Origin of the sequence: Geobacter metallireducens GS-15, assembly GCF_000012925.1 — a bacterium.
In the GTDB taxonomy this organism is placed as follows: domain Bacteria; phylum Desulfobacterota; class Desulfuromonadia; order Geobacterales; family Geobacteraceae; genus Geobacter; species Geobacter metallireducens.
The window spans coordinates 524,680-550,997 of record NC_007517.1; the positions used below are offsets into that span (position 1 = coordinate 524,680).

At 63.3% G+C, this 26,318-nt stretch carries 31 protein-coding genes; 21 read left to right on the forward strand and 10 right to left on the reverse strand.

The features are described 5' to 3' along the window. Positions 1-2: 2 nt before the first annotated feature. The 9 genes from GMET_RS02395 (at position 3) to cobD (ending at position 9,267) form a co-directional block, all read left to right on the forward strand. Positions 3-320: a nucleotidyltransferase family protein gene (locus GMET_RS02395; RefSeq protein WP_004513848.1), complete on the forward strand. Its 318-nt coding sequence runs from the start codon at positions 3-5 to the stop codon at positions 318-320. Then, on the forward strand, positions 307-657 hold the full coding sequence (locus GMET_RS02400) for a HepT-like ribonuclease domain-containing protein (RefSeq protein ID WP_004513849.1): 351 nt from the start codon (positions 307-309) through the stop codon (positions 655-657). Before GMET_RS02395 ends, GMET_RS02400 begins: the two co-directional genes overlap by 14 nt. A 16-nt stretch (positions 658-673) precedes the next feature. Then, on the forward strand, positions 674-1,891 hold the full coding sequence (locus tag GMET_RS02405) for a bifunctional cobalt-precorrin-7 (C(5))-methyltransferase/cobalt-precorrin-6B (C(15))-methyltransferase (RefSeq protein WP_004513850.1): 1,218 nt from the start codon (positions 674-676) through the stop codon (positions 1,889-1,891). Next, a complete protein-coding gene (gene cobI / locus GMET_RS02410) occupies positions 1,888-2,592 on the forward strand; it encodes a precorrin-2 C(20)-methyltransferase (protein ID WP_004513851.1) in 705 nt (234 codons plus the stop codon). The genes GMET_RS02405 and cobI overlap by 4 nt, the downstream gene beginning before the upstream one ends. A 9-nt stretch (positions 2,593-2,601) precedes the next feature. Further along, positions 2,602-3,378 (forward strand): precorrin-4 C(11)-methyltransferase, encoded by a 777-nt coding sequence (gene cobM / locus GMET_RS02415; RefSeq protein ID WP_004513852.1) that lies wholly within the window; start codon positions 2,602-2,604, stop codon positions 3,376-3,378. Positions 3,379-3,423: 45 nt separating this feature from the next. Next, positions 3,424-4,479: a cobalt-precorrin 5A hydrolase gene (locus tag GMET_RS02420; protein WP_004513853.1), complete on the forward strand. Its 1,056-nt coding sequence runs from the start codon at positions 3,424-3,426 to the stop codon at positions 4,477-4,479. A 109-nt stretch (positions 4,480-4,588) separates the two neighbouring features. Beyond that, complete coding sequence (locus GMET_RS02425; protein WP_004513854.1) at positions 4,589-6,982, forward strand: cobyric acid synthase; 2,394 nt, start codon at positions 4,589-4,591, stop codon at positions 6,980-6,982. After that, the gene (gene cbiB / locus GMET_RS02430) at positions 6,979-7,935 is read left to right on the forward strand and encodes an adenosylcobinamide-phosphate synthase CbiB (protein WP_004513855.1); all 957 of its coding nucleotides are present in this window, start codon (positions 6,979-6,981) and stop codon (positions 7,933-7,935) included. Before GMET_RS02425 ends, cbiB begins: the two co-directional genes overlap by 4 nt. A gap of 132 nt (positions 7,936-8,067) precedes the next feature. Then, the gene (cobD, locus tag GMET_RS02435; RefSeq protein WP_011365674.1) at positions 8,068-9,267 is read left to right on the forward strand and encodes a threonine-phosphate decarboxylase CobD; all 1,200 of its coding nucleotides are present in this window, start codon (positions 8,068-8,070) and stop codon (positions 9,265-9,267) included. Here cobD and GMET_RS18225 read toward each other — a convergent pair. The 3 genes from GMET_RS18225 to GMET_RS02445 all read right to left on the reverse strand — a co-directional run bounded on the left by GMET_RS18225 (position 9,190) and on the right by GMET_RS02445 (position 12,312). Next, positions 9,190-10,146, reverse strand: coding sequence for an IS110-like element ISGme8 family transposase (locus tag GMET_RS18225; protein WP_004513407.1), 957 nt, complete (start codon positions 10,144-10,146; stop codon positions 9,190-9,192). The genes cobD and GMET_RS18225 overlap by 78 nt on opposite strands. 308 nt (positions 10,147-10,454) lie before the next feature. Beyond that, positions 10,455-11,813 (reverse strand): hypothetical protein, encoded by a 1,359-nt coding sequence (locus tag GMET_RS02440; protein ID WP_004512185.1) that lies wholly within the window; start codon positions 11,811-11,813, stop codon positions 10,455-10,457. 34 nt (positions 11,814-11,847) lie between these two features. Continuing rightward, the gene (locus GMET_RS02445) at positions 11,848-12,312 is read right to left on the reverse strand and encodes a PPC domain-containing DNA-binding protein (RefSeq protein WP_004512186.1); all 465 of its coding nucleotides are present in this window, start codon (positions 12,310-12,312) and stop codon (positions 11,848-11,850) included. 183 nt (positions 12,313-12,495) lie between these two features. On the opposite strand from GMET_RS02445, the gene GMET_RS02450 reads away from it, so the two are divergent. The 7 genes from GMET_RS02450 to fsa all read left to right on the forward strand — a co-directional run bounded on the left by GMET_RS02450 (position 12,496) and on the right by fsa (position 17,029). Beyond that, positions 12,496-13,452: a metal ABC transporter substrate-binding protein gene (locus tag GMET_RS02450; RefSeq protein WP_004512187.1), complete on the forward strand. Its 957-nt coding sequence runs from the start codon at positions 12,496-12,498 to the stop codon at positions 13,450-13,452. Continuing rightward, positions 13,443-14,213, forward strand: a complete 771-nt coding sequence (locus GMET_RS02455) for a metal ABC transporter ATP-binding protein (protein WP_004512188.1) — start codon at positions 13,443-13,445, stop codon at positions 14,211-14,213. The genes GMET_RS02450 and GMET_RS02455 overlap by 10 nt, the downstream gene beginning before the upstream one ends. Beyond that, positions 14,210-15,028 carry a metal ABC transporter permease gene (locus GMET_RS02460; protein ID WP_004512189.1) on the forward strand — a complete coding sequence of 273 codons (819 nt, stop codon included), beginning with the start codon at positions 14,210-14,212 and terminating at the stop codon, positions 15,026-15,028. Before GMET_RS02455 ends, GMET_RS02460 begins: the two co-directional genes overlap by 4 nt. 79 nt (positions 15,029-15,107) lie before the next feature. Then, positions 15,108-15,527 carry a nickel-responsive transcriptional regulator NikR gene (nikR, locus tag GMET_RS02465; protein ID WP_004512190.1) on the forward strand — a complete coding sequence of 140 codons (420 nt, stop codon included), beginning with the start codon at positions 15,108-15,110 and terminating at the stop codon, positions 15,525-15,527. Between the two features lie 74 nt (positions 15,528-15,601). Beyond that, positions 15,602-16,090, forward strand: coding sequence for a 2-amino-4-hydroxy-6-hydroxymethyldihydropteridine diphosphokinase (gene folK, locus GMET_RS02470; RefSeq protein ID WP_004512191.1), 489 nt, complete (start codon positions 15,602-15,604; stop codon positions 16,088-16,090). A 10-nt stretch (positions 16,091-16,100) separates the two neighbouring features. Then, a complete protein-coding gene (locus tag GMET_RS02475) occupies positions 16,101-16,388 on the forward strand; it encodes a YHS domain-containing protein (protein ID WP_004512192.1) in 288 nt (95 codons plus the stop codon). Beyond that, a complete protein-coding gene (gene fsa, locus GMET_RS02480) occupies positions 16,385-17,029 on the forward strand; it encodes a fructose-6-phosphate aldolase (RefSeq protein ID WP_004512193.1) in 645 nt (214 codons plus the stop codon). The genes GMET_RS02475 and fsa overlap by 4 nt, the downstream gene beginning before the upstream one ends. 83 nt (positions 17,030-17,112) lie before the next feature. On the opposite strand, the gene GMET_RS02485 is transcribed toward fsa, so the two are convergent. From GMET_RS02485 to GMET_RS02505, 5 genes are read right to left on the reverse strand one after another with little or no spacing between them, the layout of a single operon-like run. Beyond that, positions 17,113-17,718, reverse strand: coding sequence for a GNAT family N-acetyltransferase (locus GMET_RS02485; RefSeq protein WP_004512194.1), 606 nt, complete (start codon positions 17,716-17,718; stop codon positions 17,113-17,115). A gap of 3 nt (positions 17,719-17,721) precedes the next feature. Beyond that, complete coding sequence (locus tag GMET_RS02490; protein WP_004512195.1) at positions 17,722-18,273, reverse strand: hypothetical protein; 552 nt, start codon at positions 18,271-18,273, stop codon at positions 17,722-17,724. A gap of 18 nt (positions 18,274-18,291) precedes the next feature. Next, positions 18,292-19,392: a PAS domain-containing sensor histidine kinase gene (locus GMET_RS02495; RefSeq protein ID WP_004512196.1), complete on the reverse strand. Its 1,101-nt coding sequence runs from the start codon at positions 19,390-19,392 to the stop codon at positions 18,292-18,294. Positions 19,393-19,395: 3 nt separating this feature from the next. Then, on the reverse strand, positions 19,396-19,821 hold the full coding sequence (locus GMET_RS02500) for a response regulator (RefSeq protein ID WP_004512197.1): 426 nt from the start codon (positions 19,819-19,821) through the stop codon (positions 19,396-19,398). Positions 19,822-19,826: 5 nt separating this feature from the next. After that, on the reverse strand, positions 19,827-20,450 hold the full coding sequence (locus GMET_RS02505) for a DedA family protein (protein ID WP_004512198.1): 624 nt from the start codon (positions 20,448-20,450) through the stop codon (positions 19,827-19,829). 86 nt (positions 20,451-20,536) lie between these two features. Here GMET_RS02505 and GMET_RS02510 point away from each other — a divergent pair, with 86 nt between their 5' ends. The 4 genes from GMET_RS02510 (at position 20,537) to GMET_RS02525 (ending at position 24,785) form a co-directional block, all read left to right on the forward strand. Next, entirely contained in the window at positions 20,537-22,183 is a 1,647-nt protein-coding gene (locus tag GMET_RS02510; RefSeq protein ID WP_004512199.1) for a putative manganese-dependent inorganic diphosphatase, read from the forward strand. Between the two features lie 4 nt (positions 22,184-22,187). Then, the gene (locus tag GMET_RS02515; RefSeq protein ID WP_004512200.1) at positions 22,188-24,005 is read left to right on the forward strand and encodes a bifunctional homocysteine S-methyltransferase/methylenetetrahydrofolate reductase; all 1,818 of its coding nucleotides are present in this window, start codon (positions 22,188-22,190) and stop codon (positions 24,003-24,005) included. Between the two features lie 34 nt (positions 24,006-24,039). Beyond that, positions 24,040-24,450 carry a hypothetical protein gene (locus GMET_RS02520; protein ID WP_004512201.1) on the forward strand — a complete coding sequence of 137 codons (411 nt, stop codon included), beginning with the start codon at positions 24,040-24,042 and terminating at the stop codon, positions 24,448-24,450. Positions 24,451-24,542: 92 nt separating this feature from the next. Further along, the gene (locus GMET_RS02525) at positions 24,543-24,785 is read left to right on the forward strand and encodes a YtxH domain-containing protein (RefSeq protein ID WP_004512202.1); all 243 of its coding nucleotides are present in this window, start codon (positions 24,543-24,545) and stop codon (positions 24,783-24,785) included. A gap of 67 nt (positions 24,786-24,852) precedes the next feature. Here the strand turns inward: GMET_RS02525 and GMET_RS02530 are convergent, their stop codons facing one another. After that, the gene (locus GMET_RS02530) at positions 24,853-25,146 is read right to left on the reverse strand and encodes a Dabb family protein (RefSeq protein ID WP_004512203.1); all 294 of its coding nucleotides are present in this window, start codon (positions 25,144-25,146) and stop codon (positions 24,853-24,855) included. Between the two features lie 169 nt (positions 25,147-25,315). On the opposite strand from GMET_RS02530, the gene GMET_RS02535 reads away from it, so the two are divergent. Beyond that, on the forward strand, positions 25,316-25,495 hold the full coding sequence (locus GMET_RS02535) for a hypothetical protein (RefSeq protein ID WP_004512204.1): 180 nt from the start codon (positions 25,316-25,318) through the stop codon (positions 25,493-25,495). 53 nt (positions 25,496-25,548) lie between these two features. Here the strand turns inward: GMET_RS02535 and GMET_RS02540 are convergent, their stop codons facing one another. After that, the gene (locus GMET_RS02540; RefSeq protein WP_004512205.1) at positions 25,549-26,205 is read right to left on the reverse strand and encodes an OmpA family protein; all 657 of its coding nucleotides are present in this window, start codon (positions 26,203-26,205) and stop codon (positions 25,549-25,551) included. Positions 26,206-26,318 lie beyond the last annotated feature (113 nt).

Genomic DNA, 26,318 nt, shown 5'->3' on the forward strand with positions numbered 1-26,318 from the left:
TCATGACAGAGCCTCGTATCCATATCCCGCGAGACAGAATCATAGAATTCTGCCAGCGGTGGAAGATCACGGAGTTTTCACTTTTCGGCTCGGTGCTCCGCGACGATTTCCGGCCCGACAGCGATGTTGACGTGCTGATTTCCTTTGCCCCGGACGCCGCATGGACCCTGCTCGACCATGTGGATATGCAGGACGAGCTCCAGACGATCTTCGGCCGGAGCGTGGATCTCGTGAGCCGCAAGGGGATAGAGCGAAGCCGGAACGAAGTGCGGCGCAAAGCCATTCTTGAGTCAGCGGAGATCTTCTATGAAGCCGCGTGACCTGGCTTCGCTCGTTGACATCATCGAAGCCGCTCGTTTGGCCCGGAGTTTCCTGGCTGGAATCGCCAAGAATAATTTCGATTCGAATCTGATGGTCCAGTCCGCCGTCATACGCCAGATCGAGGTCATGGGGGAGGCGACGAAGCGACTCTCGGAGGAGTTCCGAAATGACCATCCCCATGTCCCCTGGCGCAAGATCGCCGGCATGCGGGATATTCTGATCCACGCCTACGATCATGTGGACCCGGATGAAGTCTGGAATGTCGTGACGGGTGCCATGCCCGGGCTCCTCGAGCAGCTCGAACTGCTCCTGAAATCACAACGATTGGATGGTTAATAAAGGAGGTTCCCCCATGCCTCACCAGAAAATCTACCTTGTCGGCGCAGGCATCGAAGGGTGGGAAGGGTTCGGCGCCAAGGCCCTGGAGGTCATCGGCAAGGCTGAGGTTCTCGTCGGCCACAAGCGGCACCTGGATATCTTCTCCGACTTCACCGGGAAGAAGCAGGAGCTGGGTGACCTCTCCATCCTCCTGGAGCAGCTCAGGAGCACCGACAAGCGGACCGTGGTCCTCGGTTCCGGCGACCCGAACTTTTTCGGCATCGCCCGGTTCCTGCTCCGCAACCTTCCCAAGGAGCGGATCGAGATCTTCCCCAACGTGACGAGCGTCCAGTACGCCTTTGCCCAGATCAAGGAGCCGTGGGACGACGCCATCTTCGTCTCGGTCCACGGCCGGGGGCTCAAGGGGGCCGTGGACCGGATCGTGGCCGCCGAGAAGGTGGCGGTCCTCACCGACAAGACCAACTCCCCGGCGGCCATCGCCCGGGAGCTCATCGCCCGGGGTGCCGAGGGGTACGAGGCGTGGCTCTGCGAGAACCTGGGGCTCCCCGGCGAGAAGTTCACCAGGACCGACGTGAAGGGGCTCCTGGAGCTGCCGGCGGCGGAACTGAACATCCTCATCCTCATCAAGGCCTGGGAACCCCAGCTGGCCCAGTACCCGGTCATCGGCATCGACGACGACGAGTTCGCCACCGCCAAGAAGCTCATCACCAAGCAGGAGGTACGGGCCGTGACCCTGTCGAAGCTTCGGCTCCAGGATGACCTCGTTATGTGGGACATCGGCGCCGGGAGCGCTTCCGTCTCCATCGAAGCATCGAATCTCATGCCCAACGGCCGCATCTTCGCCCTGGAGAGGAATCCCCAGTACCTCGGCTTCATCCGCGATAACCTGAAAAAGTTCGTGGCCCGCAACGTGACCCTCGTGGAGGCCTTCGCCCCCGAGGGGCTCGACGATCTCCCGGACCCGGACCGGGTCTTCATCGGCGGTTCCGGCGGCATGCTGGAAGAGATCATCGATGCCGTGGACCGGCGCCTCAAGTCCGAGGGGGTCATCGTCCTCAACGCCGTGACCCTCGACACCCTCACCAAGGCGGTGGAGTTTCTGGAGGACCACGGCTACATGGTGGAGGTGGCCTGCGTGAACGTGGCCAAGACCAAGGGGCTCACCGAGTACAAGATGTTCGAGTCCCACAATCCTGTCTATATCATCACCGCCTGGAAGAGTGACGAATGACCGCTAAGATTTACGCCGTGGGCGTCGGCCCCGGCGACCCCGAGCTTCTGACGAGAAAGGCCGCGCGGATCATCCGTTCGGCCGCCGTCATCTGCGCCCCTACTGGTGCGGCCGATGCGGCCAGCTACGCCCTCTCCATCGTGGAGGACCTCATCGACCCCTCCCGCCAGGAGGTGCTGCCCCAAGTCTTTCCCATGCGCAAGGACCAGGAGGGGCTTGAAGCGTTCTGGGACGAGGCGGCCGCCCAGGTGGCCGCGCGGGTGCGGGCGGGGAGGGACGTGGCCTTCATCACCATCGGCGACCCATTCCTCTACTCCACCTTCCTCTACCTCTATCGTATCTTTCAAGAGCGCTACCCGGATATCCCTGTCGAGATCGTGCCGGGGATATCCAGCATCAACGCCGCCGCTGCCGCTGCCGGCGTCCCCCTGGGGATGGCCGCCGAGCGGATCGCCATCCTCCCCACCACCTACGAGGACGACGAACTGCGCAGGACCTTCGCCGACTTCGATACCGTCATCCTCATGAAGGTGAACCGGGTCTTCGACCGGATTTACGCCCTGTTGAAGGAGTTGGGGCTGGAGCGGAAAGGGGTATTTGTCCGCCGGGTCGGTTCCGCCGACGAAGAGGTGATCTTCGACTTGGAGCGGCTCGTGGGGGAGAAGCTCGATTACCTGTCGCTGCTGATTGTGAAAAAGTAGGAGCCCTTAGTGACCATCGTCCATTTCATCGGCGCCGGTCCCGGCGATGCCGAACTTATAACTGTAAAGGGTGCCCGGCTTCTGCGGGAGGCGGATGTGGTGGTCTATGCCGGAAGCCTCGTGGATCGGGAGCTGGTCCGCACCTACGCCCCCGATGCCGAGGTGTGCGATTCCGCTGCCATGACCCTGGAGGAGACCACGGCGGTCCTGGCCCAGGCGGTGGCGGACGGGAAGCGGGCCGTGCGGCTCCACACCGGCGATCCATCCATCTACGGAGCCATTCAGGAGCAGATGGCGGAGCTGGACCGGCTCGGTATTGCCTATGCCGTGGTGCCGGGGGTGACGAGCGCCTTTGCCGCCGCCGCCACCCTCAGGCAGGAACTGACCCTCCCTGAAGTCTCCCAGACCGTCGTCATCACGCGCCTTGCGGGGCGGACCCCGGTGCCGGAGCGGGAGAAGCTGACCGAAATCGCCAGGATCGGGGCAACGCTCGTCATCTACCTGTCGATCTCCATGGTGGAGCAGGTGGTGGCGGAGCTCCTGCAGGGGGCCTACACTCCGGCCACTCCGGTAGCGGTGGTGTCCAGGGCGTCGTGGCCCGACGAGCACGTGGTGGAGGGGACCCTGGCCGACATCGCCGGAAAGGTCCGGGACGCCGGTATCGGCAAGCAGGCCATCATCCTCGTGGGGGATGTGCTGAAGGCCCGCCGGGAAGGGCTCAAGAGCAAATCGCTCCTGTACGACAAGGGATTTTCCCACGAGTTCCGCAAGGGGATCGTTACCTAGTTTTCTCTGTGACCTCGGTGTCCTCTGTGGCAAAGGAGGCATGTTTTGCGCATCGCCATCATCGCCATAACCCGCAACGGCGCCCGGCTCGGCACGCAGCTGCGGGACGGGCTCGGAAGCGCGGAGCTCTACGTCCTGCAGAAATTCGCCGGGCAAGCAGGGACGGGGGCCGTTCCCTTTGCGGGGGAGCTCAAGGGACTGGTGGCGGAACTCTGGCCTGCCTTCGACGGTTTTGTCTTTATCATGGCCACGGGAATCGTGGTCCGGATGGTGGCACCCCACCTGGTTGCCAAGGATCTGGACCCGGCGGTGGTGGTGATGGACGATGCCGGCAAATTCGCCGTCTCTCTTCTCTCGGGGCACCTGGGGGGGGCCAACGAGCTCGCCTGCCGCTGTGCTTTCGTGACCGGCGCCCGGGAGGTGATTACCACCGCCACCGACGCCAACAATCTCCCTTCCTTTGATATGCTGGCCAAGGAGGAGGGGTGGGCCATCGACGACCTCTGTCGGGTGAAGACCCTGAACGCGCTCATTCTTGAGGGGGAGGAGATCGCCGTGGTGGACCCCACCGACCGGGTGCGGACCGCCTTCCACGGCACGGCGCGACTCACCTTCCACGATACCTTTGTGGAGGCCCTCCAGAGCGGCGCCAAGGGTTTTGTCTTCGTCACCAACCGACGGCTCCCCCCCCAGGCCCAGGCGGACAGCCTCCTCATCCTGCGCCCCCGCAACCTGGCCCTCGGCATCGGCTGCAACAGCGGCACCGGGGCCGAGGAAATAGCAGCGGTGGTGGGCGCCCAGATGAAGCGCCTCTTCCTCTCCCTGAAGAGCGTCGCCTGCATCGGGAGCGCCGTGGCCAAGCAGGACGAGGCAGGGCTTCTGGCCTTTGCCCGGGAGCACGGCCTCCCCCTTCGCTTCTTCGAGAGTGGGGAGCTGAACAGCGTCACCGTGCCGTCACCCCCCTCGGCCCACGCCCTGGAGGCCATCGGCGCCACCGGCGTTGCCGAGCCGGCTGCGGTGCTGGCATCCAACGGCGGGCGGCTCCTGCTGAAAAAGATCAAGAGCGGCAACGTGACGCTCGCCATCGCTGAAATACCGTAAGCTATCAAGAATCCAGAATTCAGAAGCCAGAATTCAGAAGAAAAGCACGGTCTTTTCATGATGTCTACTTCTGTATTCTGACTCCTGACTCCTTCATTTGAGGTTAACCATGTCCAAGCTCTACGTCGTCGGCATCGGTCCCGGCGACCTCGACCATATGACCTTCCAGGCCAACGAGGCCCTTGACGCCGCCGATGTGGTGGTGGGGTACAAGACCTACCTGGACCTGATCGCCCCTCTCATCGCCGGCAAGGAGATTATCTCCTCCGGAATGATGAAGGAGGTGGAGCGCTGCCGCGAAGCCTTGGACCTGGCCGCCTCGGGGAAGACGGTGGCCCTGGTCTCCAGCGGCGACGCCGGCATCTACGGCATGGCGGGGCTCGCCCTGGAGCTGGCGGCGGAGTTGGTCGCCCCCCCCGAGATCGTAGTGGTTCCCGGCGTTTCGGCCGTGCAGGCGGCTGCAGCGGTCCTCGGCGCTCCCCTTATGCATGATTTCACCGTCATCTCCCTCTCGGATCTCCTGACCCCGTGGGACCTCATCGAACGGCGGCTTGTGGCCGCCGCCACGGCCGATTTCGTCGTAGCCCTCTACAACCCCCGGAGCAAGGGGCGGGTGCAGCAGATCGAGGAGGCCCGGCAGATCCTCCTGTCTGCCCGGCCGGCCGATACCCCGGTGGGGATCGTCCGCAACGCCTTGCGGGAGGGGGAGGAGCGGATCGTCACCACCCTCGGAAGGATGCTCGACCACCCCATCGATATGTTCTCTCTGGTCATCGTGGGGAACTCTGCCACCTTCGTCGACCCGGCGGGGCGGATGGTGACCCCGCGCGGCTACGCCGCCGGGATCCGGGACCGGGGACCAGGGGAAAAGGCCGGGACCGGGGACCAGGGACCAGGGACCAGGGAAAAACAAAAAAAACCAGTCACTGAGTACTCGGTGGATTCCCCGTCTCAGATTTTGAATTCCCGGTCCCCGGTCCCTGGTCCCCGGTCCCGGTCTTTGATGGTGGTCGGTACGGCCTCCGATGTGGGCAAATCGGTCCTCACGGCCGGCATCTGCCGCATCCTCAAGAACCGGGGGCTCCGGGTGGCCCCCTTCAAGTCCCAGAACATGGCCCTCAACTCGGCGGTCACCCCCGAGGGAGGGGAGATCGGCCGGGCCCAGGCGGTACAGGCGGCGGCCTGCGGCATCCCCCCCCATGCCGACATGAACCCGATCCTCCTGAAACCCTCCTCCGATACGGGAAGTCAGGTCATCGTCGCGGGTGAGGTGGTGGGGAATATGTCGGTGCGGGAGTACCACGCCTATAAACCCATGGCTTTCGAGCAGGTACGGGAAAGTTTTGACCGCCTCTCCTCGGCCCACGATGTCGTGGTCATCGAGGGGGCCGGAAGCATCGCCGAGATCAACCTGAAAGCCCACGACATCGCCAACCTGAAGGTGGCCGAGATGGCCGGATGCCGGGCCATCCTCGTGGCCGACATTGACCGGGGCGGGGTCTTCGCCCAGATCGTGGGGACCCTGGAGCTTCTGGAGCCGGCGGAGCGGGAGCGGATCGCGGGCATCGTCATCAACAAGTTCCGGGGGGATGCCTCGCTTCTCACGCCGGGAATCAAGTTCGTGGAGAAGCGGACCGGGGTGCCGGTTCTGGGGGTGGTCCCCTGCTTCAGCGGCTTCCGCATCCCCGAGGAGGACAGCGTCGCCCTGGAAAAACGGGGATCGGGGACCGGGGACCGGGGACCGGGGGAAAAGCTCAAAATCGGGGTGGTGAAGCTGTCGCGGATCTCCAACTACACCGACTTCGACGCCTTGGAAGCGGAACCCGACGTGCGTCTTACCTACGTGGAAGGGGCGGACCAGCTCCGGGGGCTCGATCTCCTCATTATCCCCGGGAGCAAGGCGACCACCACCGACCTCTACTTCCTCATGGAGCGGGGGCTCTTCGAGGCGATCCGGGCCTTTCAGGGGCTCATCGTGGGCATCTGCGGCGGCTACCAGATGCTGGGAAAGCGGGTCTCCGACCCCCACGCCGTGGAGTCGGGGATCCGGGAGGCCGAAGGGCTGGGTCTTCTGGACGTGGTGACGGTGATGCTGGAAAAGAAGACCACCCACCAGGCCCGGGCGGAACTCCTGCCGGCGGGGTACCAGGTGGCTCCCCGCTGCCGGGGCGAGCTGGAGGGGTACGAAATTCACATGGGGGAAACGATCCTCGGTCCGAGCGTCCGCCCCTTTGCCCGGGCCACGGAACGGTCGGGGCGGGCGGTGGAGGTGCTGGACGGCGCCGTCTCCTGCGACGGCCGGGTCTTCGGCACTTACCTCCACGGCATCTTCGACAACGCCGGTTTCCGCTCCGCCTTCCTCAACAAGCTCCGGCGGGCCAAGGGGCTTGTTGAGCGCCCCGCGGCGGAGGCGCAGGACGACCCCTTTGATCTCCTGGCGGCCCACCTGGAGAAGCACCTGGACATGGAGCGGCTCCTGGCCGTCTGCGGGCTTGCCCGGTGACCGAGGCCGGCGCGGTCGTCCTGACCGCGGTCCTCCTCGATCTCCTCTTCGGCGACCCCCGCTGGCTCCCCCATCCGGTGGTGGCCATCGGCAAGCTGATCACGGTGCTGGAGAAATTCCTGCGGCGGCTGGTGACGAACGAGCGTGTCGGCGGGGTGCTGCTCCTTCTGCTGGCCGTCGGCATCACCGCCGGCGCCGCCTGGGGGGCGGTGCGGGGAGCTTCTCTCGTCCACCCGCTCGCTGGAGTCGTTGTGTCGGCTCTCCTCGGGTGGACCTGTCTGGCGGCCCGGTCCCTCCATGGGGAATCGAAGCGGGTGGCCGACGCCCTGGTACGGGGCGACCTGCCGGAGGCCCGGCGGTATCTCTCCTTTATCGTGGGACGGGACACTGCTGGACTTTCCGAGCCGGAGGTCTGGCGCGGCGCCGTGGAGACCGTGGCTGAGAACACTTCCGACGGCGTCATCGCCCCGCTCCTCTTCTTCATGATCGGCGGGGCACCCCTGGCCCTGGCCTACAAGGCGGTCAACACCCTCGATTCCATGGTGGGGTACAAGAACGAGCGGTATCTTCATTTCGGCTGGGCCTCGGCCCGGAGCGACGACCTGGCCAACCTGATCCCGGCCAGGCTCACGGGGCTCCTCATGACCCTTGCCGCTCCCCTGGCGGGTCTGTCGGGGCGCGGTGCCTGGCGGATAATGCTCCGGGATGGCCGCAATCACTCATCCCCCAACAGCGGCATCCCCGAGGCGGCCGCCGCCGGCGCCCTCGGCGTGCAACTGGGGGGGACCAACGTCTATTTCGGCAAGCCGGTGGCGAAGCCCACCATTGGCGATCCCTTGAAGCCCCTTGACGCCACGGCCTGGCGGGGTACCGTGCGGCTCATGTACGGCGCCGAGTGTTTGCTGGTCCTTCTGGCGGCAGTAATGACCACCATCCTGACAATTACAGACTAAACACAGAGGCGCAGAGACACAGAGATGGTAATTCCGGAGACCCTGGCTGAAATCTGTTTGCTTGCAGGGTAACACCTTAAAACGGTTTTCCTCTGGGTCCCTGTGCCCCTGTGGTGAAAGGTTTTACGAATAATGAAAGAAACCTTCGACCACGGCGGCACGGTCTTCGCCGTTGCCCGCCAACTGGGCGTTTCCCCCGATGAGATTCTCGACTTCTCGGCGAGCATCAACCCCCTCGGCCCCCCGGTGGAGGCACGCGGAGCGGTGGCGGCCGCCTTTGACCGGCTCGTCCACTACCCCGACAGCGGGGCCACGGAACTGCGGGATGCCCTAGCCCGCCGCCACCATCTTCTTCCCGAAAATATCTGCGTTGCCAATGGCTCCACGGAACTGATTTATCTGGTTCCCCGGCTCGTCGGCGGCAGACGCGGCCTCATCGTCGCCCCCCCCTTCTCCGAGTATGCCAAGGGGCTCTCCCGGGCCGGCTGGGAGATCGACTATCTGGACCTCTCCCCCGCCGATTGCTTTACCCTTCACCTGGAGGCTCTCGACCAGCGCCTGGCGAAGGGGTGCGATCTCCTCTTTCTCGCCAATCCCGGCAATCCGACAGGGGCGCTTATCCCCCGCGAGGTCATCGTTGAGGTCGTCAGCCTCTGCCGCCGCCACGGTACCTTCCTCGTTCTCGATGAGGCGTTCATCGACTTTTGCGAGGAGGAGTCGGCCACGGACCTGGTGGTCGCAGGGGAAGGGGCTGTGGTACTCCGCTCCATGACCAAGTTCTACGCCATTCCGGGGCTCCGACTCGGCTACGCCATGGGGAGCGAGGAGGTAATCGCCCGGCTCTCCGCTCTGCGGGAGCCCTGGAGCGTCAACACCCTGGCCCAGGCCGCCGGCCTCGCCTGTCTGGCTGACGGGGAGTACCCGGCCCGGACCCGCGCCCTCGTGGAGACGGAGCGGGAGTGGCTTTCCGCCGGCATCGCCAGACTGCCGGGGCTTGCGGTCTATCCTTCCGCCGCCAACTACCTCCTGGTCCGGATTGACGCCGGACCCACGGCCCCGGAGCTGGCCACGCGGCTTCTCGCCGAGCGGGTCCTCATCCGGGACTGCTCCTCCTTCCGGGGGCTTTCGGAGCGGTTCTTCCGGGTTGCCGTGCGGGGGACAGAGGAGAACAGAAGGCTTCTGGAATTGTTGGGGAGGGTTTTTGCTGTGGATATCACTCGAAAACACAGAGCAACCGTGTTCTCAGTCAACAAATTAGTGCAGAAGTGGAGTGAATTTCGAGTGATCCCACTTCTGGTTGTTTTTCACCATGGCATTGAGGATGGTGAGTAGTTTTCGCATGCAAGCGGTGATCGCGACTTTGTGAAGTTTTCCGGCGCTTGTAAGGCGTTGATAGAAGGCTTTTATAACCGGGTTAAACCTGGCGGCACACAATGTTGCCATGTACAGGACAGAACGCACGGTTGCTCTGCCACCGGAGATTGCGCGCTTTCCACGGAATTTGCCACTGTCCCGATTATAGGGGCATACTCCGACCAGAGCGCCAAGCTGCTGTCGGGAAATGGTCCCCAACTCCGGAAGTGCTGCCAGTATGGTGGCCGCAGTCACAGGGCCGATGCCCTTGACACTGGTAAGGATTTCTTCTTTTGCCTTCCAGGATTCGCTGGACTGAATAAGAGTTGAGATGTCTTTATCAACGTCATCGATCTGCTGTGTCAGCCAGGCAATATGGGTCATGATGCCTTTGCGGACCGTAGGTGCAGCGGAAATCACGCGATTTTTTTCCGCCACAAGCATCTCGACCAACTGCCGGCGGCGGGCCAGCAGTGCTGCTAGATTTTGGCTTGTCTCGTCCTTGAGCGGCCTGATTTCAGGCTTGATGGCTTGGGCAAATCGGGCAATGATCTTGGCATCAAGAATATCGGTCTTCGCCAGCAGCCCGCATGCTTTGGCAAAGTTTCTGACCTGCCGAGGATTAACCACGACCACTGGCAGACCCGCTGCTGATAAGGTGCTGACAGCTAGCATCTCCAAGCCGCCGGTGGCTTCGAGAACAATCCGACAAGGGGCGTTCGTAATGAGCCACGTCGTCAGCTCAGCACAACCGGCATCATCGTTAGTCACCCTTTTCTGGTCACCAGTTGGCATGAGGTAGACATCAAGATGCTCTTTACTAACGTCGACTCCAACAACTGCATCATTGGGTTCCATATTCTCTCCAGTCCCTTTCTTGCGAAAATTCGGGCTCGTTTCGGCCCAAGCAACCGTTCGGGTTGAGGAAAGATGGACACGACGCATTACGCTCTGTGACGGGCTCAATTGGCCCAAGCAACGACCAAGCTGTCGTGTCCAATTCTGGAGAACATATAACCGGTTACTGAAACATACAAGCAACTGAGCAACTGAGAAAAATCTTTGAGAATGAATAACCTGGAGCAATAGTTACAGTACCCTGTGTGCTTGACGAGTTGCTTTCTCTGTTGCTCTGTTGCTCTGTGTTATTAAGCGAGAGGGGAGTCTTAGCCCCGCTTGCCGCTCTGGAGGATCACCACCCGGCAGCCGGGGAGCGCCAGCCGCAGGCGGTCGAGCCCCCCGTCGGTGACCGGGGCGTTGCTGATGGTGAGGGAGCAGAGCCGCGGCAGGTATCTGAGGGAGGCGAGCCCGGCATCGGTGACCAGGGTGTCGTAGAGGTAGATTCGTTCGAGGTTTTTCAGCTCCAGGAGATGGACTATCCCTTCGCTGGTTATTCCTTCGCCCGACAGGTAGAGTTCTCTTATACCCGTGAGCCGCAGGATGTGGGTCAGGTCGTCGTCGGCAATGCCGTAGAGGAAGCAGGCCTGGAGGTCGTCGACCTGGAGGGTGCCGAGGAGGTCCAGGTCGGCCACGGCCCCTTCCCGCACATCGAGCCGCAGTCCCTTTCCCGCCGGCACGGCCACGGCGCCGAGTGCTTCGCCGAGGCGCTTCCAGTCGAGGAAGCTCCCCGAATTCCGTTCGCGAACGAAGAGGGTTCCGAGGGGACGGTCGGCGGGAAACCGGACGGTGCGGAAGGTGCCCGCCGGCGGTGACGGTGGTGTTTGAGCGGCCTGGGGGGCATCATCGGCATGGCGTCCGCGGCCCAACTCGTTGAGGGTTCTGCAGGAGGCGAGAATCTCGGCGTCAAGCCTCGACGCCATCTCGGCGATGATGTCGTGCCCCCGCCACCGGGCGTCCTGTACACGCTGGATCAGGCGGTAGAGATCGGTGTTCCGGAGCCGGGCCATCTCCAGCTCCACTCCCCTGATCCGCTCCACCACCCGGCCGATGCGCCGGATGACCAGGGCAAGCTCGCCGGCGGTGCCGACGGCCACGGCCGTTTCGGGGGAGAGTTGCCACTCTTCCAGGATTGCCTGGAGGGTGACCCGGTCCTCTTCGGCGTAGGCCCGGTTTGCCTCGGCCATGAGCTTCTGGCGGCGCCTGCGGTCCTCGTCGGACTCGGCGAAGTCGGGGTGGATCGCTTTGGCCACCCGGCGGTAGACGTTGCGGATTCCCTCGTTTTTCACCGTTGGCGCGGTGCCCGGTTTTACCCGGGGGATATCCTCAAGTTCCGGTTCGTCATCCTGAAAACCGTAGTGCCGCCGCTCGCCTCCATCCCCCGTTCGGCTTCTGGCGGCGGCCCCAGAGCGGGCCCTAGCAAGCTCCTGCCGCAGCTGGTCCAGTTCCCGGATCCGGTCTGCCATCTGCACGGAGTAGAGCTTCTCGAACTCCCGGATCTCCTCCCGAAGATCCTCCAGGTCGTGTTCGAGCCGTGCCAGACGCCGCTCCAGGGCGTGAAACTCCCGCCGCTTGCGTTCAAGCTCCTGCTCATCCGCAGTTGGTGTCCGTTTGTATCCTGATTTCATGAAAACCTGGAACGTTGAGAATGATGGTGCGGTGTTACGGGTTGAGAAGCGCCCGCTCAAGCTCGGGGGAGAGCCCCTTCTGTCCCGAGGCCGGGTACTGCTCCCGCTCCCAGAGGAAGAGGCCGGTGGTCTCGTCGAAGACGCGGACGGGCGCACTCCCCGGCAGCGGCATGATGGCGTACTCGGCGGCGAAGATGGTGCATCCCTCCAGGGCATGGCCGCCGAAGACCTTCCCCTCTTCGTCGGAAATGGAGAGATGGAGGTGGACGAAGGGCCTGCCGTCCCGCAGCGATATGTTTCCCAGGCCGGAAACGATCTCCAGAGGCTTGGCAAAGGGGAGCTCCCGGTAGCTCTTGCTCCACTGGTCGTAGAAGCCGAGTTTTGCCCCCTGGAGGGCGCCGATCACCTGGATGGCGCCGGCCCGGATACCGTTGGCGCCGGCCGCCTCGATGAGGGCGCCGATCAGGTCCGCCTGGTGGGGGAGCTTGCCCATGAACATTGCCGTACCTCCGTCGTGTTCCGCCGGGGCGGCGGATTTCGGCCACTGTAGCCCATCTGCCCATGGGAGTCAACGGAGGGATTCCCCCTTGACAAGCACCGGGCGGGGGGTATTTTAGAGCGGCAACCACCGCTTGTTATTCCTGCTTCGGCTGCCCCGTTCGCGGGCGAAAAAAGAGGGTTCATGAGACGCATTGCATTCATGGTTTTGGTGCTGGTCCTGGCGGCGCTCGCTTCCGGGTGCCGGAAAACGGAGGAAAAGGGTGCCGGCGGGAGCGGCAAGCTGCGGATCGTCGCCACCATCTTCCCGGTCTACGAATTTGCCCGCGCCGTGGCAGGGGACAAGGCCGAGGTGACGCTCCTCCTTCCTCCCGGCATGGAGCCCCACAGCTTCGAGCCCCAGCCGGGCGATATCGTGCGGGTAAGCAACGCCGATCTCTTTATCTACACGAACCGGTACATGGAGCCGTGGGCCGGCGAGATCGTCAAGGGGGCCGGCGGCAGGAAGCTCACCGTGGTCGATGCGAGCCGGGGGGCAAAATTCCTTAAGGCAGGCGAGGGGAATAATCACGACGACCATGGCCACGGAGGGCACAACCATGGCGGCGAGGGGATGGACCCCCACCTCTGGCTCGATTTCACCAACTCTCAGCTCATGGTGGACAACATCGCCGCGGCCTTGGCCGAGCGGGACCCGGCGAACCGGTCCGTCTACCTTGCCAATGCCGCCGCCTACCGCGCCAGGCTGGCCGACCTGGACGAACGGTACCGCAAGGGGCTCGCTTCGTGCGCCACGCGAACCATCCTCCATGGCGGGCACTACGCCTTCGGCTACCTGGCCAACCGCTACGGTCTCCGCTACCTGTCGGCCTACGCCGTTTCCGCCGACGCCGAGCCGACCCCGGCGAAGCTGGCGCAACTCGTGAATCAGGTGCGGGCCGAGGGACTGAAGTACATCTTCACCGAGGAGCTTCTCGATCCCCGCACCGCAGAGACCATCGCCCGGGAAACCGGCGCCTCCATCCTCATGCTCCACGGCGCCCATACCGTCTCGAAGGCCGATCTGGACAGGGGAGTCACCTTTATGGAGCTCATGGAGAAGAACCTGAAGAATCTGCGGGAGGGGCTCCAATGTCGGTAGGGGTGGTCACGGTCCAGGGGCTTTCCCATGCCTACCAGGGGGTCGACGCCTTGCTCGACGTATCGTTTGCCGTGGAAAAGGGGAGCTACGTGGGGATTGTCGGTCCCAACGGCTCGGGGAAGAGCACCCTTGTCCGCTGCATTCTGGGGCTTGCCCGCCCCGACCGGGGGCGCGTCGACCTCTTCGGAACCCCCCTTGCTTCCTTCGATCAGTGGCAGCGGGTCGGCTACCTCCCCCAGGGGCTCCAGCATTTCAATCCCCACTTTCCGGCCACCGTGGCCGAGGTGGTGGGGCTGGGGCTCCTGGCCAACCGGAGCTTCCCCCGCCGCGTTCACCGGGAGGACGCCGGGGCCGTTGGCCGGGCCCTGGAGCTCATGGGTATCGGCGGCATCCGCAACCGGCTCATCGGTGAACTCTCCGGAGGCCTGCGGCAGCGGGTGCTCCTGGCCCGGGCCATGGTGAACGGGCCGGAGCTCCTTGTCCTGGACGAACCCACCACGGCCCTGGACCCGGAGACGCGGGAAATTTTCTACCGCACCATTCAGGAGCTGAACCGGGAGCGGAAAACCACCATCATCCTCGTGACCCACGACAGCGGCACCATCGGCCGGTACGCGTCGAGTCTCCTCTACCTGGACAAGCGGCTCGTCTTTTACGGAGGCTTCGACGACTTCTGCGGTTCGCCGGAAATGGGCGACTTTTTCGGCTCCCACTCCCAACACCTGATCTGCCATCGGCATCAAGACGGAGCACCCCGGTGACGTTTCTCGACATCTTTCAGTACGGCTTTCTCCTTCGGGCCCTTGCGGCCGGCTCCCTCATCGCGGCCCTTTGCGCAGTACTCGGGGTATTCCTCGTCCTGCGGCGCCTTTCACTCATCGGCGACGGCCTGGCCCATGTCACCTTCGGGAGTGTGGCCCTGGCCCTGTTCCTCCGCTTCCAGTCGGTCTATGCCACCGTCGCCGCCATCCCGGCCGTGCTCCTGGCGGCCCTGGGGATCCTGAGGCTGGCCGAGCGGGCGCGGATCTACGGCGACGCCGCCATCGGCATCGTCTCGTCCCTGGGGGTCGCCACCGGCATCCTGCTGGCGAGCATGGCCGGCGGCTTCAATGTGGACCTCTTCAGCTACCTCTTCGGCAACATCCTTTCCATCAGCCCCTTCGAACTGGGGCAGACGGCGGTCCTTTTCGTCATCGTCTGCCTCACGGTGCTCCTCTGCTATCACGACCTCTTCGCCATCGCCTTTGACGAGGAGCTTGCCCGCACCTCGGGAATCCGGGTCGATCGGATCAACGCGGTGCTCGTTCTCCTTACGGCGCTCACTGTGGTCCTGGCCATGAAGGTGGTGGGGATCATGCTCATCTCGGCGCTTCTCATCCTTCCGGCCGTCACGTCGCTGCAGATTGCCCGGGGGTTCCGGACCGCCATCCTCCTCGCCGTGCTCCTCGGGGTCCTGTCGGTGGTGGCGGGGATCGTCATCTCGTTCCTGGCGAATCTCCCTGCCGGCGCCACCATCATCCTGGTGAACTTCACCCTGTTCCTCGTCTCCTTCGGGCTGCGGAAGCTGCGGAAGTAGCGCGAAAAAAAGATTCCTCTCCCCGGCAAAGTAGTCTATTATCCAGCCGTTTCGAGATCAGCCGCAGGAGAAAAGACCCATGGGCGAAACCGTCAGATTCGGCATCTCCATCGACGACAAACTGCTGGAGAGTTTCGACCGCCTCATCGAGCAGAAGGGGTACATGAACCGCTCCGAGGCGGTCCGCGACCTGATCCGCGCGGCCCTGGTGGAGCTCAAGTGGGAAGGGGGCGAGGAGGAGACCGTCGGCACCGTGACCCTCGTCTACAACCACCACGTCCGGGACCTCTCCGACAAGCTCACCGAGCAGCAGCACTCCCACCACAATGAGATCGTCTCGGCCCTCCACGTCCATCTGGATGCCCACAACTGTCTTGAGGTCCTCGTGGTGCGAGGCAAGGCCCGGGAGGTGAAGAAGATCGCCGACGAGCTGATTGGCGTGAAGGGGGTCAAACACGGCAAGCTCGTCATGACCACCACGGGGGAGGAACTGCACTGAAAGGCCGGGACCGGGGTCCGGGAAAAGCGGTCAGGGGCGTTGAAAAATAGGGCGCGTTGTGCTCTAATCTACCGGTGAAATCGAACGTTTTCATAGCCCTCGGCTCGAACCAGGGGGATCGGGAACTGAACCTGCTACGGGCCGTGGCCGAGATCGGCAGGCTGGAGCAGACCCGCATCACGGCCCTTTCCGGCTTCTACGACACCGACCCCGTCGGGCCGGTGGACCAGCCCAACTTCCTCAACGCTGCCCTCAGGCTCGAAACGGCCCTCTCGCCCCGCCAGTTGCTCGCGGAACTCCAGCGGATCGAAACCGACGTGTTCCGGAGGGTGCGGGACGTCCCGTGGGGACCGCGCTCCATGGACCTGGACATCCTCCTCTACGGCGATCTCATCCTTGACGAAGAGGGGCTCGTCATCCCCCATCCCCGGCTCCACGAGCGGCGCTTCGTGCTGGTTCCCCTGGCGGAGATCGCCCCTGACGTTCATCATCCCCTGCTTGGGAAGCGGGTGGATGAACTGCTCCGCTCGCTCCCTCCCGGCGAGCGGGTGACCAGGATTTAGGAGTTTGCCGATGCGGCTGATTATCATGCTCATCCTGTTTTATGTGGGCTTCAGGATCGTGCAGGGTTTTTTGAAAAAGAAGCAGGAAGAGAAGCCGACGATACCTGCCCCGGAGAAGGAGGAGACCTTCCAGGACCCGGTCTGCGGCGTCTACGTCACCGAGGACGACGCCGTCATCGGCCGCCACGAGGGGAAACGGATCCATTTCTGCTCCATGGCCTGCCTGGAGAAGTACCAGGCCGGCCTTGAGCATGCAGGCACCACCCATAACCAATCAAACCCGGAGGAACGAAAATGAAGTTTTTCATCGACACCGCAGACGTGAACGAAATCCGCGAGGCCCACGAGCTGGGGCTCGTGGACGGCGTCACCACCAACCCTTCGCTCATCGCCAAATCGGGACGCAAGTTCGAGGAGGTCATCAAGGAGATCACCGGCATCGTTGACGGCCCCATCTCCGCCGAGGTGGTCTCCCTGGACCACGACGGCATGATCCGCGAGGCCGAGGAGCTGGCCGCGATCCACAAGAACATCGTCATCAAGCTCCCCATGACCCCGGAAGGGCTCAAGGCCTGCACCACCCTCACGAAGAAGGGGATCAAGACCAACGTGACCCTCATCTTCACCGCCATGCAGGCCCTTCTGGCCGCCAAGGCGGGCGCCACCTACGTCTCCCCCTTCGTGGGGCGCCTCGACGACATCTCCCAGGACGGCATGGGGATCATCGACGACATCAAGACCATCTTCGACAACTACGGCTACACCGCCGAGATCATCGTGGCCAGCGTCCGGAACCCCATCCACGTCCTGAACGCTGCCCTCATCGGCGCCGACATCGCCACCATCCCCTACTCGGTCATGCTCCAACTGGCCAAGCACCCCCTCACCGACGCCGGCATCGAGCGGTTCCTGAAGGACTGGGAGAAGGTGCCGAAGTAAGGTTTTCCCTGTATTATTGAAAAAAACCCCGACGGTGGATGCTGTCGGGGTTTTTTTCATGCTGTGAAAACCGTTCGTAGGCTTCAGAGGTGCTCTAGTTCTTTTACCCAGAACACCATCGTATTGTCGGTTACCTCCCCCTCAAGGTTGGGCCAGGGGAGTGTCACGCTCAGTTCCGGATGCCGGATGAACCCGGCCTTGATCAGGTAGCCGTCGATGGGATGGTAGTCGCCCGGTCGCAGGGGGTGGTCTTCGGGCCGCTCGATGGTGGCACAGGCCAGGTGACGATACCTCCCCAATGAGCGGATATGTTCCTCGAACTCCTTCAGAAGCCGTGAGCCAAGCCCCTGCCCTCGGTAGCCCGGCAGGAAAAGCACTTCGCCAAGGTAGTAGATGGTGTCCAGGGAGAAGGGGCTGCCGGCGAATGGTGCCGTGAAGGTCGCCGGTTCCCCGTGTAATGGCACGCCGGTGCCGGCGCCGATGATGGCGTCACCGTCCCGGACCACGAACACGCAGGCATCCGGCGTGTCGGCGTAGGCCCGCAGATACTTCGTCTCGATTTCCCGGGAGCCCTTGTAGAGGTAGGGATACTCCTCGAATATCGTGATCCGGAGCCGGGCGATTTCCGAAAGGTGCGGTATGACAGCCGGTCCGGTGCATAGTTCCAGTTTGTATTTCCCCCAGTCCATTCGCTATCCCTCCCCGCCATTCCTGAACTGCTGCCTCGTCACCGTCCCCCAGTAGGGGTCGCTGTAGACGTCGTCCCGGTACGCGCCCCCCGTGTAGCTGCCGATGGCCCGGCGCCAGAACGCCTTGGCATTGTCGGCGCCGGCGATCTGGTTCACTTCCCAGGTCCCCCGGAACTGGTGCTCGGCCTCCACCCTCTGCGTTCCGATGCGACCCTCGTTCTTGTGGGCATCTAGGCTGTTGACGAAATCGTAGTAGTAGTTGATGGGGTGATTCATGCGGATATCGAAGAGGCTGACCGTCGCATGGCTGCGGGCGTCGAACCGGTGGTTTGCCTCCAGTTCCAGCACGTCGGCCGTTGCGGTCTTAAGTTTGTTGCCGGTCTTCAGGACTGCCGACGTCTGCTCGATGGTCGGTGCCCGGAAGGCTCGGTTGTAGATGGCCTTGAGCTTTTCCTCGGTCACTTCCTCGCCATGGGCGCTGGGACCCGCGGCCAGGGACAGGGCGCAGAGGAGGAGACACGAGCAGGGTATGCGGAAAAAGTGAGGGAAAACCATGGATGCCGGTGAATTGCTTCAGACCACGAGGGTCTTGGGGAATGCGACGTGAAAGGTTGTCCCTGTTCCTTCCAGGGATTCGAACCAGATGCGGCCCCGGTAGCGCTTGAGGAGCGCCCTCGCCAGGGGCATGCCGACGCCGTCGCCGGGGATGTCCAGGTCGGTGGCGCGCCTGAAGAACATGAACACCTTGTGCCTGTTGTATTCGGCAATGCCGATGCCGTTGTCGCGTATCGAGAAGATCACTTCCCGGTCATTTTCACCGGCTTTGATCGTTATGGCCCCGGGACGGGAGGGGTCGAGATACTTGACGGCATTGTCGAGGATGTTGCTGAATATCCGCTCGGTCACGGTGGGATCGATCATCAGGGAGGGAAACACCGCTTCCATGGAGATCTGGCAGTCCTTCTGCCCGATCCGGTGGCGCATGGAGGTGAGGACGCTCCGGAAGAGGCCGGCCATATCCACGCGCTGGTCGTTCAACGGTATCCCTTCCAGCTTGGAGAAGACAACCAGCAGATTGACCAGGCGTTCGACCCGCTTCGCGCTTGATTCCACAAAGCCGATGGCTTCGAGCATTTCCTCGCGATACTGGGTGAACAGCGCCTCGGATTCCGGGGAGAGATCCGGCGCCTTGCCGATCTGCCTCATGAAATTTTCTGTAAGGCCCCGCAGTTCGCCGGTGAAGCCCTTGATGCTCACCACGGGCGAGCGGAGATCGTGGGAGACGCTGGAGACGAACGTCTGCAGTTCCCGTTCGGAGACCTCCAGGCGGGATTCTGTGGCGGCAAGGGTCTGCGCCACCTCCGGTATCTCCCTGCATTCGATAAGTTTCACGATGTAGCGGTAGGGGGCGAGGTTCTGGCCGAGCATGGGGGAAACGACGGCAAGCAGGGACAGTCGCGCTCCGGAAGCCTTTCTCAGCTCCACCCCGCTGAGGGTCTCCATGCTGGCAATGCCGGGGGCTCCGTCTGCGCAAAGGACGACTTCATGGAACAAGCGGCCGGTGACCGCTTCCGCTCGGTAGCCGGAAAGGAGGGTGAACGCATCGTTTGCCTCGATGATCTTTCCGTCGGCCGCCACCACAAGGGTGGGATGTGTGCTCCCGCTGCCGGACATCCCCTAGGGAAGCCTCATCATCGTGAGGGTTGCGGCGAGGAAGTCGATCGTCACTTGAAAGGCCGTGTAGTCCATGGGCTTGACCAGATAGAGGTTGGCCCCCTCGTGGTAGCAGCGGCGTATCTCGTCCGGATGGTCCGTCGTGGTGAAGACGATGACCGGGACCGCGGCTGTGGCTTCGTTTCCCTTGAGGCGTTTCAGGACCTCGAAGCCGTCGATGCCGGGCATGTTGATATCGAGGACCACGAGATGCTGCCTGAGATCCTCCGCGGTCTTCCCCTCGAAATACTCAAGGGCTCTGCGCCCCGTGTCGAAGGGGAGAATTTCCACATCGGCGCTTTTCATCAGGTTCTTGGTGATGAGCCTCGTATGCCCCGGTTCATCTTCGATCAGGATGAGCCTCGTCTTGATGGCGCCCTGCTGTGTCACGGCGGTTATCTCTCCCTTGCTGCGTCAGTGCTCAGGCTTTTCCGCCGGTGTCGCCGCACGTAGACCACCACCAGCACGACGCAGAAGATGATGACCCCGATCAGCGCCTGGTGGGAGTACTTCATGATGAGCTCCCGATTTTCGCCGATGACGTAGCCGATCCAGGTGAGGATCGTCACCCAGAAGAATGCCCCTGCAACGGTGTAGAAGGCGAATTTCCCGTGATGCATTCCGGCAAGCCCTGCCGGGAGCGAGATCAGGTGCCGGATCACCGGGAGGAGGCGGCCGATGAAGGTTGAAATCTCGCCGTGCTTGTGGAAGAATGTTTCAACTTTTGCGAACTTCTCTTCGGTGATCCAGACATACTTTCCGTATTTCAGAAGCAGGGGACGCCCCAGCCAGTGGGCGGCAAAGTAGTTGACGTAGGCACCCACGAGGCTCCCCACCGTCCCCAGGAGGATGGCTACCCAGATGTTCATCTCCCCCTGCTGGGCCAGGTATCCGGCAGGCGGCATCACCAGTTCGCTCGGTATGGGGATGACGGAGCTTTCCATGGCCATGAGGATGAAGATGCCGGGGTAGCCCATGGTGCCGATGGTGGCCAGGAGCCAGTCGATGATCTGTTGCATGGGAAAATGTCCTTCCGTGGGGTTAGGTGAAGCACATTTTTATAGCACAGTTCGGGCCATTGAGGCCAGAAAAAGCAGGAGAATCAATGGATAAGCAGATTTACGTGGTTGGACACCGGAACCCCGACACCGACTCCGTCGCCTCGGCCCTGGCCTACGCGGCCCTCAAGAACCGTCAGGGACAGATGAACGTGACCGCCGCCATGGCCGGCGAGCCGAACCCCCAGACCCGCTACATTCTGGAACGGCTCGGGATCGAGGCGCCGATCTACCTGGCCGACGTCCATCCCAAGGTCTGCCACGTCATCAACCGCCAGCCGGTGACGACCGTCAGCAGTACCCCCCTGCGGGATGCTCTGGGGATCTTTCACAAGCACGGCATCAGGGTATTGCCGGTGGTTGACGAGGGCGGCGCGCCCATGGGGCTCGTGTCGCTCCTCAAACTCTCCGAGAAGTACCTGGTGGCCGGCACCGACCGAAAGCGGGGGGTCGACGCCTCGCTCCGCACCCTGGCCTCCTGCCTGGACGGCACCTTCCTTACCGGTGCCCCGACCGACGAGGTGGAACACCTCCATCTCTTCATCGGCGCCATGCTGGAGGAGTCGTTTTCGAGCCACATCGAGGGGTATGACCCCGCATCGCTCCTGATCATGACCGGCGACCGCCGCAGCATCCAGCAGGCGGCCATCGAACGGGGGGTGCGGCTCCTGGTGGTAACCGGCGGCTTCCCCTTGGCCGATGGGCTGCGGGAGCGGGCACAGGAGCAGGGGGTGACGGTCATCTCTTCACCTCACGATACCGCCACCGCCGCCGGCCTGGCCCGCCTCTCCACCCCTCTCTTCCACTTTGTGGAGGCGAAGTTCGAGAAGATTGGAGTGGCCGAGCCCCTGGAGCACCTGCGCCTCAAGCTTCTCCACTCGGGGGAGCCGGCGGTGATCGCCGTGGAGGAGGATGGCACCATCGCCGGCGTCGCCACCAAGTCGTCGCTCCTGGCGCAGATTCCCTACTCCCTCATCCTCGTGGATCACAACGAGCTGGCCCAGTCGGTCCCCGGGGCCGAAGTGGTGGAGATTCTGGAGGTGATCGACCATCACAAGCTGGGGAACCCCCCCACGAATCAGCCGATTACCTTCATGGCGGCACCGGTGGGGAGCACCTGCACCGTGGTGGCCTCCCTCTACCGGGAGCGGGGGATCGAGCCCGACCAGAAGGTGGCGGCGCTCCTTCTGGCCGGGGTCCTGTCCGACACGGTCATCCTCAAGTCCCCCACAACCACCAGCCGGGACCAGGAAATCGTCCGGTGGCTCGAAGAGCGGGCCGGCCTCGATCACGTGGTCTTTGGCAAGGACATCTTCTCCGCCTGCGGCGGCTTCTCGGCCCACGGCACCCCGGAGAAGGCGATCCGGGCCGATTTCAAGCACTTCACCGCCGGAGACACCCTCTTTGGCGTGGGGCAGGTGGAGGTGGTGGGGTTCGACGAGTTCTTCGACCTGAAGGAGACCCTCCGGGAGACCCTGAGGAAGGTGAAGGAGGCGGACCGGCTCCACCTGGCCGGCCTCATGGTGACCGACATCTACAGCGAGACGACGCTTTTCCTGGCCGAAGGGAAGAACGAGCTGGCCCACATCATGGGGTATCCCCAGGTGGAACCCCACCTCTACGAGTTGAAGGGGGTCATGTCCCGCAAGAAGCAGATGGTGCCGCATCTCTTGAAAGTACTGAGGAAACTCTAGAGCGATGAATTTTCTCGAACGTTTGAACAGCGAAGTCCTCGTGGGGGACGGTGCCATCGGCACCATGCTCTATGCCAAGGGGGTCTCCCTCGACGCCAACGTGGAGCACCTGAACCTGGTGCGGCCCGAGTTGGTCCTGGAGCTCCACCGAGAGTACCTGGGCGCCGGGGCGAAGGTTATTGAAACCAACACTTTTGGCGCCAACTGGACGAAACTCTCGGCCATCGGCCTCGACAAGCGGGAGCGGGAGATCATCCTGCGGGGGGCCCGGCTGGCCCGGGAGGCCGCCGAGGGGACCGATGCCTTCGTGGCCGGCTCCATGGGGCCCCTGGCAAGGGTTAAGGGGGACGAGCGGGAGCTTTCCCCGGCCGAGACCACGGAGATCTTCCGCCGGCAGGCCCTGGCCCTGGCCGAGGGGGGTGTTGATCTTCTCATTCTTGAGACCTTCACCGACTTGGCCCAGATTCTCTGCGCCCTCTCGGCGGCCCGAGAAACGGGGCTCCCGGTCGTGGCGAACATGGCGTTTCTGGAGAACGGCCGCCTTGCCGGCGGGGCTGACGTGGAACGGGCCGCGCGGGAACTGACCGCCGCCGGGGCAAGCGTCGTGGGAGCCAACTGCGGCGCCGGCCCCCTGGAGGTCCTCGGCACCATCCGGCGCATGGCAGGCGCCACGGCCCTGCCGATAGCGGCGTACCCCAACAGCGGTTTCCCCGAGTACGTGAACGGCCGTCACGTCTATCGCACCACCCCCGACTACTTCGCCGAGCGGGCCGCCGAGATGGTGGCTGCCGGGGCGGCCCTCGTGGGGGGGTGCTGCGGCACCACGCCGGAGCATATCCTCCGTCTGGCGGAGCGGCTGGCGGGGCTGCGCCCCGCGGTCCGGAACGTGGCGGTTCCGGCTGTCTCGGTCGAGGAACGGCGGGGCGAGAGCACGGAAGCCGAGGGATTCCTGGCCCGCTGGGGGGAGGAGCCGGTGGTCACCGTGGAACTGGACCCTCCCAAGGGCTTCGACTGCGGGAAGGTTATCGAGGGGAGCCGGGTCCTGAAGGGGGCCGGTGCCGATGCCATCAATATCGCCGAAAACCCCCTGGCCCGCATCCGGATGGGGAATATCGCCCTGGGGCATCTCATCCAGCAAGAGGTGGGGATCGAGGTCATCGTCCACGTCACCTGCCGGGACCGCAACCTCCTGGGGCTCCAGTCGGACCTCATGGGGGCGAGCCTCCTGGGCATCCGGAGCATCCTCGCCGTCACCGGGGACCCGGCCCGGATCGGGGAGCAGGCCGGGGCCTCGTCGGTCTACGACCTGAATTCTTTCACTCTCATCAAGCTCCTGGCCGACCTGAACGCAGGGGTGAACGCCCTTGGCAACCCCCTTGGCCGGGGTGCAGGGTTTGCCATCGGCTGTGTCTTCAACCCCAACAGCCAGCGGATGGAGGTCCAGGCGGAACGCCTCGCCAAGAAGGTTGCCAACGGGGCCCGCTTCGTCCAGACCCAGCCCCTCTACGACCTGGCACGTCTCGACGAGATGCTGGAACGGACCTCCCCTCTGGGGATTCCGGTGCTGCCGGGAATCCTTCCGCTGGTCAGTGAGCGCAACTGCGAGTTCCTCCACAACGAAGTGCCGGGGATCGTGATTCCCGAGGATATCCGGGCCCGGATGCGGGGGAAAGAGAAGGACGAGGGAGTCCGGGAAGGGCTCGCCATCGCCCGGGAGTTTATCGACGCCGTCCGGGGCCGGGTCGGCGGCTTCTATCTCATGCCCCCTTTCGGCCGTTACGAGATCGCCGTTGAACTGGTGCGGCACATCAAGGGGAAATAAACGGTTTCCCTTGTTGTCACCACAGGAGGTACCCATGCGTATCCAGCGAGTTGCATCGTTTTTCCTAATGCTTCTTTTTCTTGCCGGCTGCCGCAACACCTATCTGGTGGCGCAGCGGTTCGAAGACAGCTCCCGGGAATACGACCGGCTGGTGCGCTGGCAGGAGCATGAAAATGCCTGCATGAGTTTCGCGGCTTCCACTGTCGCCGATGAATGCCTCGCCCGGGCCAAGGCGGCCAAGGGGGTCTCCATGGCCGATTACCGGGTGAAGAGGGTGGATATGGATCCGGAGAAGGGGACGGCGACGGTGAGGGTGGAGATCGACTACTACATTCTTCCGTCCACCCGGCTCAAGACCCTGGAGGACGTCCAGCAGTGGCGCTACGAGGAGATCGACGGGAAGGAGCGCTGGCGCATCGTGACGCCGCTTCCCGAGTTCAAGTGATTCGTATCATCGCGGTGTTTCAATGTGGGCAATAATGTGGTAAACAGTAAGGACTACCAGGCGTAATGCCAGACACCAAAGGAGCGCACCGTATGTCAGACAAAAACACCGAAACCGCTGCTATCTTGGCCTTCTTCGCCGGCGCGGCCCTTGCGGCCGGTGCCGCTCTCCTCCTTACCCCCAAGACCGGCCGTGAAGTCAGGGAAAAGCTCGGCGATGTCACCGAGGATGCGGTTGGGAAAATCCGCTCGGCAGTCCGCGAGGCGAAGTACAAGGTCGCCCCCAAGGCCAAGGACGAGCCCGGAGATATCGAAGGCGGCAGCTGCTGGATCTAGGAAACAACAACGCCCCGCTCCACCAAAGGAGACGGGGCGTTTTCGTATGCGGTTCCGAAGCGCATTTTCAGGCAGACTCGTAGTCGACCGCTACCACCGATGACGATACCGCTTTCATGTGGGGGATCACCTCGCCGGCATGGTAGGGGTGGACCTGGTAGGCCTGGAGGTCTTCCATCGAGTCGAACTTGGTCACGAGGGCCAGATCATAGGATCGCTCGGACCTGATCACGTCAACCCCCACTTCCAGGTGGCGAAGCAGGGGGATTTCCCCCCTCATGCTCTCCAGCTTTTCCCTCGTTGCGGTCACGTTGGCCGGCGTGGGATCGTGGAGCTTGAAAAATACTATGTGGGTTACCATCGATTCATCCCTCCCTTGAGTAGTAGTTCCTGACGCTGTCCTGTCGTGTATTTCCTCTCTGCTGACGGCCGCAACCATATCACAAGAGTGCTCCCATTGCCACCGCGGGCGTGTGGTTCCGATTTTTCATGGTAGAGTTGTAGCTAACTCAGGCAAAGGAGGTGCCGTCATGGTGAAGTTCTACGATCCGATGGATCGGGCCGATCAGGCCCGTGTCGAGGCTATCCTTAGAGGAAAGGGGATCGAGTACTTTCTGCTGCCCGAGCCTCAGGAGGGAATCGGGCCCCAGCAGATTCACGTGGCCGAGGAGGATCTCCCCTTCGCGGAGGCCCTGCTGCGGAAGGGATGAAAAAACGGCCCGTCGTTGCCGGCGGGCCGCAGGTATCCCGTGTGTGCAGCCGATTACTGCTGCTGGGGGACGATGGTGATCTCTACCCGGCGGTTCATGCTGCGCCCTGCCTCGGTGCTGTTGTCGGCAATGGGCTTGCTCTTGCCGAAACCGATGGCGTTCATGCGGGCCGGGGCTACGCCGCGGGCTGCCAGGGCGTTCTTGACGGCAGTGGCCCGGCGCTCCGAGAGCGTCTGGTTGAGGGCGTCGCTTCCCGTGCTGTCGGTGTGGCCGGCGATGGTGATGGTCGTTGCGGGATACTGGGTGAGGACCTGGGCCACCCGGGTGATTTCATCGTTTGCTCCCGGCTGGAGGACGGCCGAATTGATGGGGAAGAGGATGTCCGATTTGAAGGTGACGGCAAGGACGTTCTGGTCACGCTGGATGCTTGCTCCCTCTACATTGGCAACGGCCTGCCGCATGGCTTGTTCCTGCTTGTCCATGTAGTTGCCGATGGCTCCGCCGGTGAGGCCGCCGGCCAAGGCGCCCGCCGCCGCGCCGATGAGGGTTGATTCCGTGTTGCGTCCGATTGCCTGGCCGAGCCCCGCGCCGACCGCCGCGCCGACACCAGTCCCTAAGGCGGCCCCCGTCTGGGTCCGGGTCATGGGTTGAGCGCAACCGGTTAGGGCTGCCATGGCGATGGTGAGAGCGCAGAGTGCTGTCCGTTTCATAATTCCTCCCTGGTGGATAAAGATACTGTTGCTCATTAACGAGGCAGTATAGCATATCAGCCGGGGGAGACAACCACGAAGGGGACGGGTCTGTATGGACTTGCGGAATGTGC